Origin of the sequence: Pseudomonas sp. 478, assembly GCF_003254125.1 — a bacterium.
Classification (GTDB): domain Bacteria; phylum Pseudomonadota; class Gammaproteobacteria; order Pseudomonadales; family Pseudomonadaceae; genus Aquipseudomonas.
Genome location: NZ_QKZG01000002.1, coordinates 408472 through 426426 on the forward strand (window position 1 = coordinate 408472; position 17955 = coordinate 426426).

At 59.4% G+C, this 17955-nt stretch carries 23 protein-coding genes; 15 read left to right on the forward strand and 8 right to left on the reverse strand.

The window, feature by feature from the left end; translation table 11 throughout:
- Positions 1-16: 16 nt before the first annotated feature.
- The 4 genes from DFS28_RS05655 to DFS28_RS05670 all read left to right on the forward strand — a co-directional run bounded on the left by DFS28_RS05655 (position 17) and on the right by DFS28_RS05670 (position 3770).
- Positions 17-1300 carry an MFS transporter gene (locus DFS28_RS05655; RefSeq protein ID WP_111448933.1) on the forward strand — a complete coding sequence of 428 codons (1284 nt, stop codon included), beginning with the start codon at positions 17-19 and terminating at the stop codon, positions 1298-1300.
- Entirely contained in the window at positions 1297-2193 is an 897-nt protein-coding gene (locus DFS28_RS05660) for an EamA family transporter (protein WP_111448934.1), read from the forward strand. The genes DFS28_RS05655 and DFS28_RS05660 overlap by 4 nt, the downstream gene beginning before the upstream one ends.
- Positions 2194-2576: 383 nt before the next feature.
- Positions 2577-2972 (forward strand): hypothetical protein, encoded by a 396-nt coding sequence (locus DFS28_RS30745; protein WP_111448935.1) that lies wholly within the window; start codon positions 2577-2579, stop codon positions 2970-2972.
- 57 nt (positions 2973-3029) lie between these two features.
- Positions 3030-3770, forward strand: coding sequence for a Mut7-C RNAse domain-containing protein (locus DFS28_RS05670; protein ID WP_111448936.1), 741 nt, complete (start codon positions 3030-3032; stop codon positions 3768-3770).
- A gap of 54 nt (positions 3771-3824) precedes the next feature.
- Here DFS28_RS05670 and DFS28_RS05675 read toward each other — a convergent pair whose 3' ends face one another.
- Both DFS28_RS05675 and DFS28_RS05680 read right to left on the reverse strand, forming a co-directional pair.
- Complete coding sequence (locus tag DFS28_RS05675) at positions 3825-4520, reverse strand: tRNA (adenine(22)-N(1))-methyltransferase TrmK (protein ID WP_305888090.1); 696 nt, start codon at positions 4518-4520, stop codon at positions 3825-3827.
- Positions 4521-4736: 216 nt separating this feature from the next.
- Positions 4737-5078, reverse strand: coding sequence for a hypothetical protein (locus tag DFS28_RS05680; protein ID WP_111448938.1), 342 nt, complete (start codon positions 5076-5078; stop codon positions 4737-4739).
- A 167-nt stretch (positions 5079-5245) separates the two neighbouring features.
- Between DFS28_RS05680 and DFS28_RS05685 the strand changes: the two genes are divergently transcribed.
- Positions 5246-5482 carry a hypothetical protein gene (locus tag DFS28_RS05685; protein ID WP_008154805.1) on the forward strand — a complete coding sequence of 79 codons (237 nt, stop codon included), beginning with the start codon at positions 5246-5248 and terminating at the stop codon, positions 5480-5482.
- Here DFS28_RS05685 and DFS28_RS05690 read toward each other — a convergent pair.
- From DFS28_RS05690 to ggt, 3 genes are all read right to left on the reverse strand, one after another.
- Positions 5479-8376, reverse strand: a complete 2898-nt coding sequence (locus DFS28_RS05690) for an EAL domain-containing protein (RefSeq protein WP_111448939.1) — start codon at positions 8374-8376, stop codon at positions 5479-5481. The genes DFS28_RS05685 and DFS28_RS05690 overlap by 4 nt on opposite strands.
- A 181-nt stretch (positions 8377-8557) precedes the next feature.
- Positions 8558-9091 carry a cysteine hydrolase family protein gene (locus DFS28_RS05695; protein ID WP_111448940.1) on the reverse strand — a complete coding sequence of 178 codons (534 nt, stop codon included), beginning with the start codon at positions 9089-9091 and terminating at the stop codon, positions 8558-8560.
- A gap of 114 nt (positions 9092-9205) precedes the next feature.
- Positions 9206-10933: a gamma-glutamyltransferase gene (ggt, locus tag DFS28_RS05700; protein WP_111448941.1), complete on the reverse strand. Its 1728-nt coding sequence runs from the start codon at positions 10931-10933 to the stop codon at positions 9206-9208.
- Positions 10934-11083: 150 nt separating this feature from the next.
- Between ggt and DFS28_RS05705 the strand changes: the two genes are divergently transcribed.
- Positions 11084-11599 (forward strand): methylated-DNA--[protein]-cysteine S-methyltransferase, encoded by a 516-nt coding sequence (locus DFS28_RS05705; protein WP_111448942.1) that lies wholly within the window; start codon positions 11084-11086, stop codon positions 11597-11599.
- Between the two features lie 33 nt (positions 11600-11632).
- Here the strand turns inward: DFS28_RS05705 and DFS28_RS05710 are convergent, their stop codons facing one another.
- Both DFS28_RS05710 and DFS28_RS05715 read right to left on the reverse strand, forming a co-directional pair.
- Entirely contained in the window at positions 11633-12223 is a 591-nt protein-coding gene (locus DFS28_RS05710) for an NUDIX domain-containing protein (RefSeq protein ID WP_111448943.1), read from the reverse strand.
- Between the two features lie 61 nt (positions 12224-12284).
- Complete coding sequence (locus DFS28_RS05715) at positions 12285-12722, reverse strand: hemerythrin domain-containing protein (RefSeq protein ID WP_111448944.1); 438 nt, start codon at positions 12720-12722, stop codon at positions 12285-12287.
- Positions 12723-12870: 148 nt separating this feature from the next.
- Here DFS28_RS05715 and DFS28_RS05720 point away from each other — a divergent pair, with 148 nt between their 5' ends.
- The gene (locus DFS28_RS05720; RefSeq protein ID WP_111448945.1) at positions 12871-13302 is read left to right on the forward strand and encodes a GNAT family N-acetyltransferase; all 432 of its coding nucleotides are present in this window, start codon (positions 12871-12873) and stop codon (positions 13300-13302) included.
- A 157-nt stretch (positions 13303-13459) separates the two neighbouring features.
- Here the strand turns inward: DFS28_RS05720 and DFS28_RS05730 are convergent, their stop codons facing one another.
- Entirely contained in the window at positions 13460-13810 is a 351-nt protein-coding gene (locus DFS28_RS05730) for a hypothetical protein (RefSeq protein ID WP_008154821.1), read from the reverse strand.
- A gap of 160 nt (positions 13811-13970) precedes the next feature.
- On the opposite strand from DFS28_RS05730, the gene DFS28_RS05740 reads away from it, so the two are divergent.
- The 8 genes from DFS28_RS05740 to DFS28_RS05775 all read left to right on the forward strand — a co-directional run bounded on the left by DFS28_RS05740 (position 13971) and on the right by DFS28_RS05775 (position 17884).
- The gene (locus DFS28_RS05740) at positions 13971-14219 is read left to right on the forward strand and encodes a hypothetical protein (protein ID WP_008154823.1); all 249 of its coding nucleotides are present in this window, start codon (positions 13971-13973) and stop codon (positions 14217-14219) included.
- A gap of 20 nt (positions 14220-14239) precedes the next feature.
- Positions 14240-14569, forward strand: coding sequence for a DUF6388 family protein (locus DFS28_RS05745; RefSeq protein ID WP_111448946.1), 330 nt, complete (start codon positions 14240-14242; stop codon positions 14567-14569).
- A 35-nt stretch (positions 14570-14604) separates the two neighbouring features.
- Positions 14605-15309 carry a YoaK family protein gene (locus DFS28_RS05750; RefSeq protein WP_111448947.1) on the forward strand — a complete coding sequence of 235 codons (705 nt, stop codon included), beginning with the start codon at positions 14605-14607 and terminating at the stop codon, positions 15307-15309.
- Between the two features lie 195 nt (positions 15310-15504).
- Positions 15505-15897, forward strand: a complete 393-nt coding sequence (gene tusD, locus DFS28_RS05755; protein WP_076031479.1) for a sulfurtransferase complex subunit TusD — start codon at positions 15505-15507, stop codon at positions 15895-15897.
- A 1-nt stretch (position 15898) separates the two neighbouring features.
- Complete coding sequence (tusC, locus tag DFS28_RS05760) at positions 15899-16261, forward strand: sulfurtransferase complex subunit TusC (RefSeq protein WP_111448948.1); 363 nt, start codon at positions 15899-15901, stop codon at positions 16259-16261.
- A complete protein-coding gene (tusB, locus tag DFS28_RS05765; protein ID WP_111448949.1) occupies positions 16261-16554 on the forward strand; it encodes a sulfurtransferase complex subunit TusB in 294 nt (97 codons plus the stop codon). Before tusC ends, tusB begins: the two co-directional genes overlap by 1 nt.
- On the forward strand, positions 16551-16886 hold the full coding sequence (locus tag DFS28_RS05770) for a TusE/DsrC/DsvC family sulfur relay protein (protein ID WP_111448950.1): 336 nt from the start codon (positions 16551-16553) through the stop codon (positions 16884-16886). The genes tusB and DFS28_RS05770 overlap by 4 nt, the downstream gene beginning before the upstream one ends.
- The gene (locus tag DFS28_RS05775; RefSeq protein ID WP_111448951.1) at positions 16883-17884 is read left to right on the forward strand and encodes a glycosyl transferase family protein; all 1002 of its coding nucleotides are present in this window, start codon (positions 16883-16885) and stop codon (positions 17882-17884) included. The genes DFS28_RS05770 and DFS28_RS05775 overlap by 4 nt, the downstream gene beginning before the upstream one ends.
- Positions 17885-17955 lie beyond the last annotated feature (71 nt).

Sequence of the window (17955 nt, forward strand, 5' to 3'; positions counted from 1 at the left end):
CGCCATGGAGGCGTACATGACAGCAGAGGCCGACTCAACCACCGAACGTTTCTCCAGGCGGCTTTCGGGATTGCCGCATACGGATATCGGAGAAAGCAGCAGGATCGACCGGTCTCCGGGGCTTTCTTCCTCGCTCACGTTATTGTTTTCCGTCACCTGCGCACTTGCAGTAGCCAACGTTTATTTTGCCCAACCCTTGCTCGCCTCAATGGCTGAGAGCCTGGGCGTCACCTCAGGATTGATCGGGGTCGTGGTGACGGCCACTCAGGTTGGATACGCGCTGGGGTTGCTGTTCATCGTACCGCTGGGCGATATGGTCAACCGTAAACGGCTGATTTTGACTCAAGTGACGCTGTCTGCAATTGCGCTGGCGGCAGTCGGCGCATCACAGCAATGGCTGGCCCTGCTGGGAGCCATGAGCATGATGGGCTTACTGGCAGTGGTCGTTCAGGTGCTTGTGGCATATGCCGCCGTGTTGGCAACGCCATCACAACGTGGACAGGCAGTGGGAACCGTAACCAGTGGAGTTGTCCTGGGCATTCTTCTGGCGCGGTTTACCTCTGGGCTGATCGCAGATCTAGCGGGCTGGCGCGCCGTTTATTTCGTTTCCTCAGGATTGATGCTGACCATCGCGGCGGTGCTCTGGAAAGTGCTTCCTGCCGCAGTGTCGCCACGCAATCAACACTCCTACCAAGCTCTCATCCGGTCGTTCTTCAAGCTGTTCATGACCGAACCGGTTTTGCGTATCAGGGGCCTGTTGGCCTTACTGATCTTTGCCGCTTTTTCCGTGCTATGGACATCCATGGTGCTGCCGTTGAGCGCTCCGCCGCTGTCGCTTTCACACACTGCCATCGGCATGTTCGGCTTGGCTGGCGTCGCCGGTGCCCTTGCTGCCAGAAGAGCCGGTCGCTGGGCCGATCAAGGTTTGGGACAAAGAGTCACCGGCATTTCGCTGGGGCTCCTGACGCTTTCCTGGTTGCCCATCACTTTTGCCGAGACGTCCCTGATAGCACTGCTCTGCGGAGTGGTCTTGCTCGACTTCGCGGTGCAAGCAGTACACGTCACCAACCAGAGCCTCATTTTTGCTGCTCGACCCGACGCCCAAAGTCGCATGGTCGGCGCATACATGTGCTTCTACTCGGTCGGTAGCGCGCTGGGGGCGGCAGCCGCGACCCAGGTTTATGCGCTCTGGGGCTGGATGGCAGTAAGCCTGCTGGGCGCCTTGATCAGCGCTACAGCTTTGGCGCTGTGGGTTCTCACAAGACATTTCTCAACGACCATTCAAGGAAGATCAGTATGAAAGCCGGACACCTGCTACTCGCAATCTTGATTACTGCCATATGGGGCGTGAATTTCTCGGTTATCAAACTGGGCCTCACCACCGTTGACCCGCTCATTCTTGCTGGCATTCGCTTCACGCTTTGCGCACTTCCAGCGATCTTTTTCTTTCCGAAACCTGATGTGCAGTGGCGCTACATCATTGGTTACGGTCTGGTCTTCGGTATTGGACTTTGGGGCATCGTTAACCTTGGCATCAAGTCTGGTCTTTCAGCAGGCATCGCTTCGTTGGTGCTTCAGTTCAGCGCGTTTTTCACCATCCTGCTGGGCTCATGGATTTTCAAGGAAGCGATTTCCCGCTACCAACTTGCGGGTATAGGTATCGCCTCCTGTGGCTTGTTGAGCATCATCTCGATTGTTGATGGGACAGTAACGACGGCCGGGCTGATCCTGGTGCTGCTGGGAGCGGTCGCCTGGAGTGTGGCCAACGTGATCAACAAAAAAGCCAAGACCACCCAGGTCTTCGCTTTCCTGGTGTGGTCCAGCGCGTTTTCGCCCATCCCTCTTTTCGCGCTTGATTACGCTGTTAACGGCTCGGCGGGTTACAGCGCATTGGTGAATCAACTCGACTACCGCGCCGTCCTGTCGATCCTGTTCCAGGTATACCCCAATACACTGTTCGGCTACTGGGTGTGGAATTCACTTCTGAAACGATATCCAGTGTCTACCGTCGCGCCATTGTCGTTATTGGTGCCGGTATTCGGCCTGCTCGGTTCAGTCATGATTTTTAATGAGACCCTGTCACTTAACAAAATCGTTGCAGTCGTTTTCATCGTGTCGGGTCTTGGCGTCGGCTTATACGGACAGCGCGTCCTCAGTACGTTGTTCAAGCGATCTGGCCGATGCCCATCGTGATGTAACAGCACGGGCTGGAGACCTTCTGAACACTGCTGAAGCCTAGGGTGACTTCCGTGCTCAAGCTTTAGCAAGAAGACACCATAGATTCATTCGATATGGATGACCGGCAATTGCTGCCCTGGCCGCTGGGGCTCGTTTCGGATCGATTGCTGCCCTTCGCCGCAACCGGTAGCGATCAGCCAGAAGGGACATCGAGGTAGCAAACCTCACAGGGGGCCGAACACTGAGGCCATTGGCTATTTAAGCAGCGGCTCCCTAGAACTTTTCCCTATTAATCTGTCTATGTGGATAGGCACATTCGTTCGGTAAGCGCGAACCCGCAGGCTTCCCGCAGCCAGATGGCCACACGTCCAATTGTCAATCAGAGGTTGCCTTCTCTCATGAAATTCCATGACCCACGGATGGTGCTCTTCGCCCTGTTCGCGTTCGCGGCAGTTGGCTCGGCATCAGCAACACAGATGAAGACCTCAACCCCTGTTTTCCCAACTGAAGTCGCAGCCGTTCAGGCTCCTGTCCAGGCCGCGGGCAACCCTTGGCCGACCTTGGCCAGTATGGCCGACAAGCAGCCAGGGCCGTTGCTTGCCCATGACGACCGATACTGGCATGACGGCCGCTGGCACAATCGCAGAGACGATTGGCGCCGAGACGACTGGCGCAGAGATAATTGGCGTAGAGAGCAAGCCCGTCGAGAAGCTGATCGTCGTGATTGGGAGCGCCACCAGGATCGGGCCATGCGGCACCGCTACGAGGACGATCACCGCTACTATCGTCGCTAGAGCGAAGCCACGGGAATCCAGACTCGCTCATCCCGCCGCCCTGCCATACTGTTCAACATGACTCGTGCAACCTTCCGCTTCTACGAGGAGCTCAACGATTTCCTGCCGGCCGAACGGCGGCGGCAGTCCTTCACCTGCGAGTGCGCGCGAGGGGCGACGGTCAAGCACATGATCGAGGCGCTCGGGGTCCCGCACACGGAGGTCGAGCTGGTGCTGCTCAACGGCGAGTCGGTGGGCCTGGAGCGGATGATCTTCGACGGTGACCGGCTGGCGGTGTATCCCAAGTTCGAAGCGCTGGACATCAGCCCGCTGCTCAAGGTTCGTGCGCAACCTTTACGGGTGCTGCGCTTCGTCGCTGATGCGCACCTGGGCGGGCTGGCCAGCCTGCTGCGCATGAGCGGCTTCGACACTCTCTACGACAATGGCTTCGAGGATGGCGAGATCGCCGAGATCGCTGCGCAGCAAGGACGCATCGTACTGACTCGCGACCGCGAACTGCTCAAGCGGCGGATCATCAGCCACGGCTGTTACGTGCATGCCCTGAAACCGTCGCTGCAGCTGCGCGAATTGTACGAACGCCTCGACCTGGCGCGTAGCGCGCGGCCATTCAGCCTGTGCCTTCATTGCAACCTGCCGCTGCACGAGATCAGCCCGGAACTGGCCCGGTTGCAGGTGCCGCCACGCGTGGGCGCCCTCTATTCGCACTTCCTGCGCTGCGACGCCTGCCAACGGATTTACTGGGAGGGTTCGCACTGGCGCGGCATGTGTGCCCTGCTGGCACCTCTTCTGAACCGATAGCCGAGCGCATCGGATCGGCTGCGGGAAAAATGCCTCACAAACCCTGGATCAGCCTCAAGCCAGCAGCTCGGTGATCCACCGGGCCTGCCGGGCGATGTCTTGCACTTTCTCCTCGGGCACGGCCTGCCGCGCACGGGCGAAGTGGGTCAGGGTCTTCTGCTTCTCGCGCAGGATGCGCTGCCACTTGATCAGGAACGCCGGGCTGCGTGCCTGCATCTGCAGCGGGCCGAAGTAAAGCTCCTCGGGGGTGTACATCACCGGCCCGGCGCGCTCGGCGACGATGATTTCGTAGTCGAAGCGATTTTCCCGCAGCAGTTCCTCACAGAGGATGCGGTAGTCATTTTCCATCAGCCATTGGCGCAGTGGCTGCTCGCCGCCATTGGGCTGCAGAATCAGGCGCTCCTGGCCGCTCAGGCGCGCCTTGCCGCTGTCGAGGATGTCGCGGATCGTCTCGCCGCCCATGCCGCAGATGCTGATCGCGGTAATCCCGTCTCCCGGCTCGATCGCCGCCAGGCCACTGGCCAGGCGCACGCTGATCCGCTGGTCCAGGCCGTTTTCGCGCACGGTGCGTTCAGCCGAGTGGAACGGCGTCAAGGCCACCTCGCCGGCCACCGCCGCCGCGATGGCGCCACGGCGCATCAACGCCACCGGCAGGTAGCCGTGATCCGAGCCGATATCGGCCAGGCGCGCATCTGCGGGCACATGCGCCGCCACGCGCTCCAGGCGCTGGGACAATGTCTGTTCGTTCAACTGCAGTTCCTTTTCACCACGAACGTCCGGCACCGTTGGCCAGATCGGGACGCGATTCTGTCGAGCAACGCCGTGCATTTCAAATTTATATGACCAGGGCCATGACTCGCATCAGCCAGCACAAAAAAAACCCCGCAACCGAAAGTGGTGCGGGGCAAAAAATTGGTTGGTTGCGGCCAACCAAAGGAGCTCGATGAAAAGCGTTTACGGGCGGAGTCAGATGCAATCCTGTGCGGCGCGCTCAAAACTCGAAGGCAGGAAGTTCGAGGCCAGCAAATGCCGCTCGTAGATGAACACCTTGCCGCCGCTCCCGGCCTTGTAGGCTTCCAGCACGTTGTCCGCCGAGACTTTGCTCGGCACCACGATCCGGTAGCTGCGCTGGGTCTGCGAGACAGTCGGGTTCAACGCTTTGCCCTGCAATTTCGGTACGACGCAGTCGGCGAATTGCGCAGGGGTCTTGTTGGTCTGCAAGGTCAGGGTCGGATCGTTCGGCGCGGAGGCACAACCGGCGAGCAACAAAGAGGCAAACGCCATGACGGGCGCGAATAAAGGACGCATCGGTCTCATCCCGAGAGTAAAGTTCGATGGAGGCGATTTTCCGCCGATTGCCAACAAAGAAGAACTTGCGTTTCGTAATGGTCACTATTACTTCTAGCGATAGTTGCGCGCCGTGTAGACGGACCCACACTCAATCACGACTGGAAATAATTAATGAGGATCTCTACTTGAGAACTTTTGACCTGATCCGCGACGCCGTTTTGCCCGACTTCCGTGAGCGGGTGGCCGAGTACCTGATCCAGTACGAAACCGTACTGTTGTGCGAAAACGCACCCGACCCGGAGCTTGCGCGGGCCACTGCCAATCAGTTGCGGGGGTATTTGCGCGGGTTGAACACCACGCGGGTGTTGGGCATGGCGGATTGGGAGGAGCTGGATCGGCGAGTGGTTAATACGTGGCTTTAGCGCCCGACCAGCGAAGTTTCCAACAACGCCTCCAAACTCATCGGCTTGGCAAAATAATAACCCTGGGCCTGCCCTGCCCCCATCTCGCGCAGCAAGACCAGTGTCGCTTCATCTTCGACCCCTTCGGCCACCACGCTGAGGTCCAGCGATTCGGCCATCCGCACAATCGCCCGGACGATCGCGCGACTGCGTGGACTGGTGGTCAGTTCGAGGATGAACGACTTGTCGATCTTCAAGCCGCTGAAGCGGTATTGATGCACATAGCTCAGGGATGAAAATCCTGCACCGAAGTCATCGAGTACCACCGACATGCCGTTGTCGGCCAATTGCTGCATGGTCAGTCGGGCAATGGCTGGCTCAGCCACCAGCGCACCTTCGGTCAACTCCAGGCAGATCCGTGATGGCGCGACCCGGTGCCGGGCCAACAGCGCAAGCACATCGCTGGCGAAGTCCGGACGCGCCATGCTGTAACTGGAGCAATTGACGTGCACCGCAGGCCAATTGGCGTGCTGGGGCTGTGCAAGGATCACAGCAATGCTGTTGAGCATGTACAGGTCCAGTCGACCGATCAGACGCAAACCTTCGACATCCGGCAAAAACTCGCCCGGCGCGATCACCCGGCCGCCCGGTTGATGCCAGCGGATCAGCGCTTCAAGGGCCAAAAGTTCGCCGCTTTCGACGCTGACAATCGGCTGGAAATACGGCAGCAGTTCGTCGGTACGTTTGAGCGCGTTGCGTAAGGCCCCTTCCCGCTCAACCTGGTCCGAGACCTCACGGCGCACTTCCTGATTGAACACCGCGTAGCTGTCACGCCCGGCACTCTTGACCCGGTACATCGCCGCATCGGCGTCGCGCAGCAAGTCGGCTGGTTCGTGATGGAACTGACTGTCGGCGCTGACAATACCGATACTGCAGGACGAAAACACTTCATGACCATTGATGGAAAACGGCAGGTCGAACGCCACCAGGATCCGTTCGGCGATTTCGATCACCACGTCCAGCGGCGCCTCGGGGACGAGCACTGAAAACTCATCGCCGCCCAGGCGCGCCAGCATGTCGGTGTCGCGCAGACACCCGCGTAAACGGTGGGCGGCCTGCATCAGCAGCAGGTCGCCAAAATGATGACCGAGGCTGTCGTTCACCATCTTGAAACGGTCGAGGTCGATGAACATCACCGCCAGGTGCCCGCCTTCGCTGCCGAACCGCGACCAGGCCAGATTGAGGCGCTGTTGCAGGTAGGTACGATTCGGTAGCCCGGTCAGCGCATCGTGGGAGTTTTCGTGTTGCAACTTGGCATTGGCGTGATCGAGCTCGCGAGTGCGGTTCTGCACCCTGGCTTCCAGCATGAGGTTGGCAGCATGGATCGCTTCGGCGGCGGTGCGTCGCGACAACGCGGTGTCGATGTGCCGCGACACGAATGTCAGCAGTTCCTGGTCCCGCAGGGTATAGCGCACCTGCGAGGTATAACTTTGCACCGCCAGCACGCCACGCACCACATCGCCATCGAACAATGGAATGCCAAGCCAGGAGTAGGCTTTGACAGACTCATGGGCCATTGCGATTTCACCGTGCGCAGACAATCGGTCAGCTTCGCCTGCATCAATCAGACAAGGTCGGCGCTGACGGATAACGTACTCGGTCAAGCCCCGGCGCCCACGCCGCGCCTCCGGGCAGGTTGTCTGCCGCTCATCGACGTAATACGGAAAGGTCACTTCACTGGTCGCGTCGTCGAACAGTGCAATGTAGAAGTTCCGCGCGAACAGCAGATCACCGACGATGCCATGCAACGTTTGAAACAACTCAGCCATGTCGCCAGGCTGGCTCGACAGTTCAGCGATCTGGAACAGCGCGCTCTGCAGATGTTCGGCGCGCTGTCGTTCTGCCACTTCCTGCCTCAATGCATCGTTGACGGCTGAAAGCTCCAGGGTGCGACGCATCACCGTCTCTTCCAGATCCTCGCGGTGCAGAATCCGGTCCAGCGCCATGGCCACGTGGCGGGCCACCACCAGAAACAACGCGCGGTCTTCAGCGCTGTAAGTACGAGAAACGTCGTAGACCTGCATCGCAAGCATGCCAAACACGTCATCCGAGGCATTTTTCAACGGTGCGCCCATCCAGAACTCGGGACGATCACCCACGCAGTAGAAACGATTCTCGGCCTGAGCCGCGAGAATGCCGGCGGCGTCGATCAGCAACGGCTGGCCACTGGTCAATACCTGGCCGGTCAACGACAAGTGCGAAGGGTCAAGGTATTCGTAGTGCTGGGACTCCACGGCATCAACGTCGATGATGTCGACGTAATACGGGTAGTCAATCTTGCCACTGTGCGGGTCATACAGCGCGAGATAAAAGTTCTCGGCGTCGATCAGGCTAGCCAGCAGCTGGTGAACCCCTACCAGAAACACTGACCGGTCGCGGGTCGAACTGGCCAGGTAGGTAATTTCATACAACACACGCTGAGTAATCTGCGCACGGGCCAGGGTATTGGTCTGTACCTCAATGCCCAGGCGCTGGGCAAACTCGGCGAGCGCCGGCTCCGCGGCATTGTTGGCTGGCGCGAGTAGCCAACCCAGCACCGTTTCGCCTCTGCCGGTCGGCCAGCGGTGCAGGTGCCGGGTCAGGCAAAAGGCTTCAAATTCTTCATTCGCAACGATTGACGGCCACTGCACCCTCGGGTCGCCCTGCCCGACCAAATGCATTTGTTCGCCGGCGCGGTAAACCACCCACGCGGTGGTATGGGCCCAATTACGCGCTGAATCCAGTAAATGTTCGAGGGTGTTCTCGTTACCAGCGCAGGCCATTGCGACCGTATCCCACTTCCCGTCTGGTTGAGATGCGACAACGTCGCAATCGTTCGATTGCCGCGGGGAGTGTGTCAATGGACAAAAACTCATCAGCGCTCCCAGAGCCAGAACTGGCGATACTCACCTACTGAACGCAAACAATGTGCCAGTGATCCTCCCGTTTAAAGCGTATAGAGGTTTTTTTCAATAGTTTTATTCGCTAAGTGCCAACAAGGGACGGACAACGAGTGACTCGCTACTTGTTGTCCAGGTCGCTGATCGCCGTGCAGTTTCAGATGCGGATTTCGCTGGTCGGCATCACGTCGATCCGCGCCACGGGCCCCGTCAAGTGCGCCAGGTCTGCGTTGTGCTCGGTGATGATGTCTTCGGCAGCGAGGTTGCCGTTGTCGACAGTGGAATGCGCGTCGGCGGCGAGCACGACGTCATAGCCCAGCTTCAGGGCCTGGCGGACAGTGGCGTTGACGCAATAGTCGGTTTGCAGCCCGCAGATGATCAGGCGGTCGGCGCCCAAATCCTGCAATTGGGCTTGCAAGTGGGTCCGGTAGAACGAGTCTCGATTGGTTTTTCGCACGCGAAGGTCTTGCGGCGACGTCTTCAGGCTTTCGGCCAGTTGCCAGCCTTCGGAACCGTATTGCAGCTGGTCGCCCTGTTCTTCGTGCTGGATGAGGATGACCGGGATGCCTGCTTCGCGAGCCTTGGCACTGAGGCCGTTGATGTTCTCGATAACGCGCTTGATCTCAAAACATTCGTATTCGCCAGTGCACAAGGCACGCTGGACATCGATGATCAGCAGTGCGGTAGCCATGAGCTTCCTTCCTTGATAGGTCGGTGAATCGGCAACGGGTATCGAATCCGTTCCCCTTTTAACGTCTAGGGATCGGGGGCCACCCTCAAGAATTGGGGTGGCCTCGGATCTGCCTCAATAACCGAGCGACAACCCGGTGTTTCGACGTGGATCGTTCGCACCATAGAAGCGGTTTTTGCCCACCGGTTTGCCTTCCAGCGAAGGCGCGCCGACCAGAATTGCCGCCACATGGTTGGCATCCTGTGGCCCGGCAAACTTGTGCCCCCAACTTTCGAGCATCTTCACCGTATCAGGGCTGGTAGTGAAGGTCTCCAGGTTGGTCTCTTCCGGCAACCACTGCTGGTGGAAACGCGGTGCATCGACCGCTTCCTGGATGTTCATCCCGTAGTCGATCACGTTGAGCATAGTCAGTAAGGTCGCGGTGATGATACGACTGCCGCCGGGGGTCCCGACGACCATCACCACTTTGCCGTCCTTGGTGACGATGGTCGGGCTCATGGACGACAGCGGTGCCTTGCCGGGAGCGATGGCGTTGGCCTCCCCTTGCACCAGACCGTACATGTTCGGCACGCCGATTTTCGAGGTGAAGTCATCCATTTCGTCGTTGAGGATGACCCCGGTTTTGCTGGCCATGACGCCGGCGCCGAACCAGTCGTTCAAGGTGTAGGTCACCGAGACCGCGTTGCCCCATTTGTCGACGATGGAGTAATGGGTGGTGTTGCTGCCTTCGTGTGGCGCTACGCCGGGTTTGAGCTCGCGGGACACACCGGCCTTTTGCGGATCGATGGCGGTGCGGATTTTGGTCGCGTAGTTTTTATCCAGCAGATGGGCGATCGGGTTCTTCACGAAATCCGGATCGCCCAGGTAGCTGTTGCGGTCCACATAGGCGTGACGCATCGCTTCGATCTGGTAGTGCATGCCCTGGGCCGAGTGATAGCCCAGGTCTTTCATCGGATAGCCTTCGAGAATGTTCATGATCTCGCAAATCACCACGCCGCCAGAACTCGGCGGCGGTGCCGAGACCACATGGTAGCCGCGGTAATCACATTCAATCGGGGCCAGTTCGCGGGTCTTGTATTTGTCGAGGTCGGCCTGAGTGATGATGCCTTTGTTGGCCTGACTGGAGGTAACGATGGCATCGGCCACCCAGCCTTTATAGAAGCCGTCGGCGCCGTTCTCGGAGATTTCCCGCAGGGTCTTGCCGAGGTCTTTTTGCACCAGTTTCTGACCGACTTGCATCGGCTCGCCGTTGCTCAGGAAGATCGCACCGGAATCCTTGATGTCCTTCTTGAACACGTCAGTGGCGTATTCCAGCAATTCGACATCGCCCTGCTCCAGCACAAAACCGTCTTCGGCGAGCTTGATGGCCGGGGCGATCACTTCCTTGCGCGGTTTGGTGCCGTATTTCTGCAGCGCCAGTTCCATGCCCGACACGGTGCCCGGCACGCCAACGGCCAGATGGCCACGGGTGCTCAGGTCAGGGACGACGTTGCCCTCCTTGTCGAGGTACATGTTTGCAGTAGCGGCCAGCGGGGCTTTTTCGCGGAAGTCGAGGAAGGTCTTGCGCCCGTCCGCCAACTGAATGGTCATGAAACCGCCGCCACCCAGGTTGCCCGCCGCGGGATAAACCACCGCCAGCGCATAACCGACCGCTACCGCGGCGTCGACGGCGTTACCGCCGTTCTTGAGCACATCGACGCCCACGTGACTGGCCAGATGCTGGGCGGTAACAACCATGCCGTTTTCGGCCGCGACCGGCGCCACGGAGGCCGCGTAAGCACTGAGGCAGCTGAGCGCCAATGAGGTCGCAATCAGCGATTTGGCAAAAGGTTCGAACTTCATGAGTCGGTCTCTTTTTGTTTTTAGGCTCTGTACAAAAACAGAGGGAAGGCTTCAAGAGCAAAGGCAAGTATGGCTGGGATTGCGTATTGCGCCTCCCCGTCGAGGCAGTATGCTTGGCCTCTGCTCAGCACCTTTACGGAGTCCACCGGCATGAGTTACACCTTCATCACTCTCGCATCTCCGGTGGGTGAGTTGAAGCTGGTCGCGAACGGCTCACGACTGGCAGCCATCCTCTGGGAAAACGACAAGCCCGGCCGGGTGCGGCTTGGGCCGATGAGTGAGGCGCCGGATAATCCGATCCTGATGCGCACCGCTCAGCAGCTGCGGGAATACTTTGCGGGCAGGCGCAATCGTTTCGACCTGGATCTGGATTTTGCCGGGACGGAATTTCAGAAGAAGGTCTGGGCAGCGCTGCTGACCATTCCGTTTGGCGAGACCCGCAGCTATAGCGAAATAGCCCGGCAGATCGGCAACCCAAGTGCGGTTCGGGCAGTGGGCGCCGCGAATGGCAAGAACCCGATTTCTATTGTTGCGCCGTGTCATCGGGTGATTGGCGCTTCGGGGAAACTCACCGGATTCGCCGGTGGACTTGAGGCGAAGGAGCTGCTGCTGACGCTGGAAGGATGCGAATGGTCAGGGGCCGGCAGGACAGGCGATTTGTTCTGACGTGACAAGCCCCCGCGCCACAGGGGACACAGCTTAAGCGGTGAAGATGTTTTTCATCGCCGCATACTGCAGCAACATGATGGTCTTCGCATCGCAGATTTCCCCGCGATAAAACGCCTCAAGCGCGTCGTCGAATTTCCATTCCAGCACTTCCAGCTCCTCGGTCTCCTCCTCCAGTCCGCCGCCCTCGCTGACCTTGGAAGCGGCATCGTACTCAGCGATGAAGAAGTGCAGCTTTTCGGTCACCGAACCGGGGCTCATGTAGGCCTCAAACACCTTGTGCACATGGTGCACGCGATAACCGGTTTCTTCCTCGGCTTCTTCGCGGATGCGTTCTTCAGGCGCCGCACCTTCGAGCAGCCCTGCCGCCACTTCGATCAGCAACCCATCGTGGCCATTAACAAACACCGGCAATCGGAATTGCCGGGTCAACACCACGGTTTTCTTTTCACGGTTGAACAGCAAGATCGCCGCGCCATTGCCACGGTCGTAGACCTCGCGGGTCTGGCGTTGCCATTCGCCGTTGTTGCGCAGGTAATCGAAGGTGATTTTCTTGAGCAGGTACCAGTCGTGGGACAACACCTGAGACTCGATGAGGTTGACCCGCTCGGCTGTGTTCGACATGGCAATGCATCCCTTTTTTCGTCAGAAGGCGCACATCTTAGGCGAAAACGAAAGCCTGGCGCTAAGACAGCTGAGCCTTGTATTCCTTCTCATACTGACCCGCCAGCGTCTCTTTCTGTTTGTCGTCGAGTAGCTTGCCGGCCATCTGGAAGAACTTCTGCTCTTCCTCTTCCAAGTGGTGATTGACCTTCTCGGCGAGCTTCTTCGCGGCGACCAGCCACGCCGGACTGGACATCTCGGTCTCGTCCAGTTCTTCCATCATTTCGTCCATCTCGTGATGTTCTGAAATGGCATGACGGCTGAGGTCGACGCCGTTATCGAACTCCATCAGCGGGATGTAGAAATGCCGCTCTTCAGCGGTTGCGTGGGCCTGAAGTTCGGACTTGAGCTGCTTGTAAGCCTCGACCCGCTCGGGAGTGTCGCCGCTGGTCTGAATCAGTGCATCGGCGTAGGTGCGTTGGCGGTCATGGCTTTCGCGCAAGGCTTCAAAAATATTCACGGATTGTCCTCATAGGCCGCGTTCAGGAATGACGCTGTTTAGGCTAGACATCTGCGCGATAACGACGGTTCCACTTGTTCTCAGGATGGAACCAGGCTCGCGATCGAGATAGGCTGCCATTTCACCGCCATGCCATAAGGATATAGCCATGCCCCTGCGAATCGAGTTGTCGCAAAACCCCACGAATGTAGACCGCGAAGCGATCCTCACGCCGTTGCGCGCCTATAACGCCTCGCAGGCGGGAGAGGCGAACTCGCAGCCGATTGCCTTGCTGGTGCGCGATGACAACGACGAAATCCTCGGCGGGCTCTATGGCAGGTTCTTTTACCGATGGTTATTCATCGAATTGCTGTCGGTGCCTGAACAAGCCCGGGGACAGGGCATGGGCACGCAGCTGATGCTGATGGCCGAAGACCTGGCACGGGAAAAGGAATGCATCGGAATATGGCTCGACACCTTCGACTTCCAGGCGCCAGAGTTCTACAAGAAGCTCGGCTACAGCGAGCTAGGCCAGATCGCCGACTACCCGCCAGGCCACAAGCGCTTCTTTTTCCAGAAGCGCCTGATGAACAACACCTGACCCGGCGGGAGCAAACCCCATTTTCATAATCAACACAGAACAACTGTGGGAGCGGGCTTGCTCGCGAAGGCGGTGTGTCAGTCAACAGAGATGTTGAATGTACCGGCCTCTTCGCGAGCAAGCCCGCTCCCACAGGGGTATGCGTCAATCCAAAGAATCAGAGGCAGGTCGCCAACGCCGCCAGTCGGCGCTTGGCCACAAAGTCGTCATGCTGCGCGTAATAATTCAGCACGGTAGCGGAAGCGTCAGTCTTCACGTCCACAAAGGACTCCGCCGAGCGCGTGTAAACGGTAGTGCCGCCCTTCTCGCCAGGCTGCAAATACGCGCCAGCATCGACACCGAACACCGCCTCATCCTGCCAGGAAAACTGCACACACTGGGCGACGACTTTTTCCGGTTTGTCCGACGTCAGGGTTTTGTACGGGGTTCCAGTGCGGGCGTCGTTCATCGCCGAGCCCGCGCATCCCGCCAGCAACGTTACGGCCAGCGCCACCATCAGAATTCGCATTGCGTTCGCTCATCAAGAAAAAGCGGACTGTATCACCGCGGCACGGCGTATCGTTCTGCTTTACTTCATTTATACCGCGACACCGAGTGACGATTCGCGCACCCTGTCGCGCCATTAACACCGCATCGCCCGTTTTTCCGGGCTCATTTTCTGGAAAGTCATGACACCCAACGCCGAATACTACAAACCGACCGCTGAATATGCCGACAAACTGATCAGCCAGATCGGTCAGACACCGTCCTGGATTGCCAAGCGAATTGGCGTTACCGACAAGCGGATTCGTTACATCCTCGACGGCGAAAGAACCGTCAAAGGTGAAACCACGCCAATTCAAATGACGTACCCCGAGCAGTTTGCCCTCGAGTGCCTGGCAGCAGCGGCCAAGGCCAGCAAGAAGCAGTCTTCGTAATCCAGCCTCAAGGAGCGACCATGGCGGCAACCGAACAACAACACGAGCAAGCGCTGAAGAAGTTTCTCGATGAGCGCCCTGAACTGCGCGTCGAACTCGACAACCTCAACCCGCTGTTGGCTCAGGCCAAGGGCGAGACCGTTGCGCAGTACCGCGACGAACGCTTGCATGAAGCCTTCGAAGCCGAGGCCGAGCGCCTGGGATTGTTCGCCTGGGAGCTGACGCTGCAACTGACCGCAGCGACGTCCGAGGACTATCAGGCACAGCGCCTGGAAGTGCACAAGGAAGTGGCCGAGATGGCCGGTATGGACTGGCTGGAGTATTGCGAGTTATATGGATTGAGTAAGTGACCCTTTCGGTCGCTGCCTGAGGACGACCTTCGCTGATGTTGCCATCCCTCTCAACTGACCGCGCCAGCCCGGGCCATCTGCATACCCGCAAATGGCGCGGACGCATCGGCATGTCGCTAGTGGCCAGCCTCTCGGTGCTCGCCGGCATGACCGACGCCATCGGCTTCATGGCCAGCGGCGACTTCGTTTCGTTCATGAGCGGCAACACCACCCGCCTCGCCGTCGCTATCAGCGACGGCGACCTGGGCCTGACCTTGCGCCTGATGATCCTCGTCGGCACCTTCATCGTCGGCAACGCCTTGGGGATTGTCGTCAGCCGCCTCGGCGGCCGTCGGGCGCTGCCCTTGCTGCTGTGCATCGCCACGCTGCTCTGCGGCGCTGCTGCCTGGCCCTACGACGAACAATTGCCAGCGCTGCTGGCGACGATCATCGCCATGGGCATGCTCAATGCCGCCGTGGAAGAAGTGAACGGACTGCCGGTCGGCCTGACCTACGTCACCGGCGCCCTGTCGCGCTTCGGCCGTGGTCTGGGGCGCTGGATGCTCGGCGAACGGCGCAACGGTTGGCGCGTGCAATTGATTCCCTGGACCGGGATGTTTGCCGGCGCGGTACTCGGCGCCTTGCTGGAACATCACTTGGGGCTCAGGGCCCTGTTTGTCAGCGGCCTGCTGGCCGGCGTGGTCGGGTTGATGTCGCTGAAAATCCCTCAGCGCTGGCAGTTGGGTTACATGCCGCGCTGAATTGGTGGTGTCTGTCAGGCCGCCTTCGCGAACAAGCCCGCTCCCACATTTGACCGAGTTCTAACTGAAGAGCACGGTCAAATGTGGGAGCGGGCTTGCTCGCGAAGGGGGCGACTCGGTCCCAAGGGAAAACCCATTTAGCCGCCCCGGCGATAAAGCTTTATCATGGCCGCAGTTTTGCTGATCGAGTCCGTCATGAAGTTCGCCATCGCGCTGTTTTCCGCTGCCCATGCGCCCTCCTCGCGCCGCGCCCTGCTGTTTGCTCAGGCTGCGTTGGCCGGTGGGCATGAGATTGTCCGGCTGTTTTTCTACCAGGACGGCGTCTACAACGCCTCCGGCAGCGTGGTCACGCCGCAGGATGAACAGGACTTGCCCAAGCAATGGCGCAACTTCGTCACCGAGCATCAACTGGACGGTGTCGTGTGTATCGCAGCCGCCCTGCGTCGTGGCGTGTTGAACGAAGAAGAAGCCGGGCGCTATCAGCGTCAAGCGGTGGCGGTGGGCGCGCCGTGGGAATTGTCTGGCCTGGGCCAGCTGCATGACGCGGTGCAGGACGCCGACCGATTGATCTGTTTCGGAGGCGCGTGAAATGGCTAAATCCTTGCTGATTATCAGCCGTCAGGCGCCCTGGTCCGGGCCGAGTGCGCGGGAAGCGCTGGACATCGTGTTGGCCGGCGGTGCCTTTGATCTGCCGATCGGCCTGCTGTTTCTCGATGACGGGGTGTTCCAGCTCGCCGCGAAACAGGACGCCAAGGCCCTCCAGCAGAAAGACCTGAGCGCCAACCTGCAAGCCTTGCCGATGTTCGGTGTCGACGAGCTGTTTGTCTGTGGCGACAGCGTTGCGGAACGGGGTCTGAACCCGGCCGGCTTGTCGCTGGAAGAAGCGCAGGTGCTGGCCGCCCACGAAATCACCGCACTTATTGACCGTTACGACCAGGTGATCACCCTCTGATGTCGACTTTGCATGTGTTGTCTCATTCCCCGTTCGGCGACGATCGCCTGACCAGTTGCCTGCGCTTGATGGGCACTGACGATGCGCTGCTGCTGACTGGCGACGCGGTTTATGCGTTGCAACCCGGCACCGCGCCGTTCAATGCGCTGAACGCCCGCCATCTGAAACTGTTCGTACTGGCCGAAGACGCCCAGGCTCGCGCGCTGGAGATTCCTGACACGGCCAAGGCCATCGATTACCCGGCCTTCGTCGAGCTGTCGATTCACTACGACAAGGTCAACAGTTGGCTATGAAATCCCTGACGGTCGGCGCACGCGCCATCGAGTTGGACAAGGACGGCTTCCTGGTCGAACTGAGCGACTGGTCCTGCGAAGTGGCCAGCGCCCTGGCCGCCGCCGAAGACATCGAGTTGAGCCCCGAACACTGGGAAATCCTCGAACTGCTGCGCAGCTTCTACGCCGAATTCCAGCTGTCGCCGGCCACCCGTCCGCTGATCAAGTACACAGCAATGAAGCTGGGCCCGGACAAGGGCAACAGCCTGCACCTGAACCGACTGTTCAAAGGCACCCCTGCCAAACTCGCCGCGAAACTGGCGGGCCTGCCCAAACCGACGAATTGCTTATGACCGACTACCCAGCGCTGACCCTCGAAACACCCGCCGAACATCCGTTCGCCCAGTTCGTGCGCATTCTCGGCAAGGGCAAACGCGGCGCCCGCGACTTGACCCGTGAAGAAGCCCGCGAAGCCATGGGCATGGTACTCGACCATAAGGTCGAGGACACCCAGCTCGGCGCGTTCCTGATGCTGTTGAGGCACAAGGAAGAAAGCGCTGAGGAAATGGCGGGGTTTACCGAAGCGTTGCGTGAACGGTTGAATCCGCCGGCACTGGCCGTCGATCTGGACTGGCCGACGTATGCCGGCAAGAAACGCCATCTGCCTTGGTACCTGTTGGCCGCCAAGTGTCTGGCGCAGAACGGTGTGCGGATTTTCATGCATGGCGGCGGCGCACACACGGCCGGTCGGCTGTACAGCGAGCAACTGCTGGATGAGTTGAAGATTCCGTTGTGCCGTGACTGGCAGCAGGTCGGCCACGCACTGGATAACGGCGGTCTGGCCTTCATGCCGCTGGTGGATTGGGCACCGCAGCTGCAACGAATGATCGACCTGCGCAACACCTTGGGCCTGCGCTCGCCGATCCATTCCCTGACGCGGATTCTCAACCCGTTGAGTGCCCGCTGTGGCCTGCAAAGCATTTTCCACCCCGGTTACCAGGCGGTGCATCGCGATGCCAGCGGTTTACTCGGCGATACCGCGATTGTGGTGAAAGGCGACGGCGGCGAAATCGAGATCAACCCGGACGCCGACAGTCACTTGTACGGCACCACTGGCGGTGAAAGCTGGGACGAGGAATGGCCGCAGTTGTCGGCACAACGCCACGTCAAACCGGCCACCCTCGATCCTGAGCATTTGAAAGCCGTGTGGCGTGGCGACCTGGTCGACAGCTATCCGCAAATGGCGCTGATCTCGACCATGGCCCTGGCCTTGCGCGGCCTGGGTCAAACCCGCGACCACGCCTTCGAAACCGCCCAGCAGTATTGGGAAGCGCGGGACAAATCGATTTAACCGATCATAAGCGCCCAACCTTTGCGCTTTTTTATCGAACCTATGCGAATAGACTCCTCTCCAACGCTTAT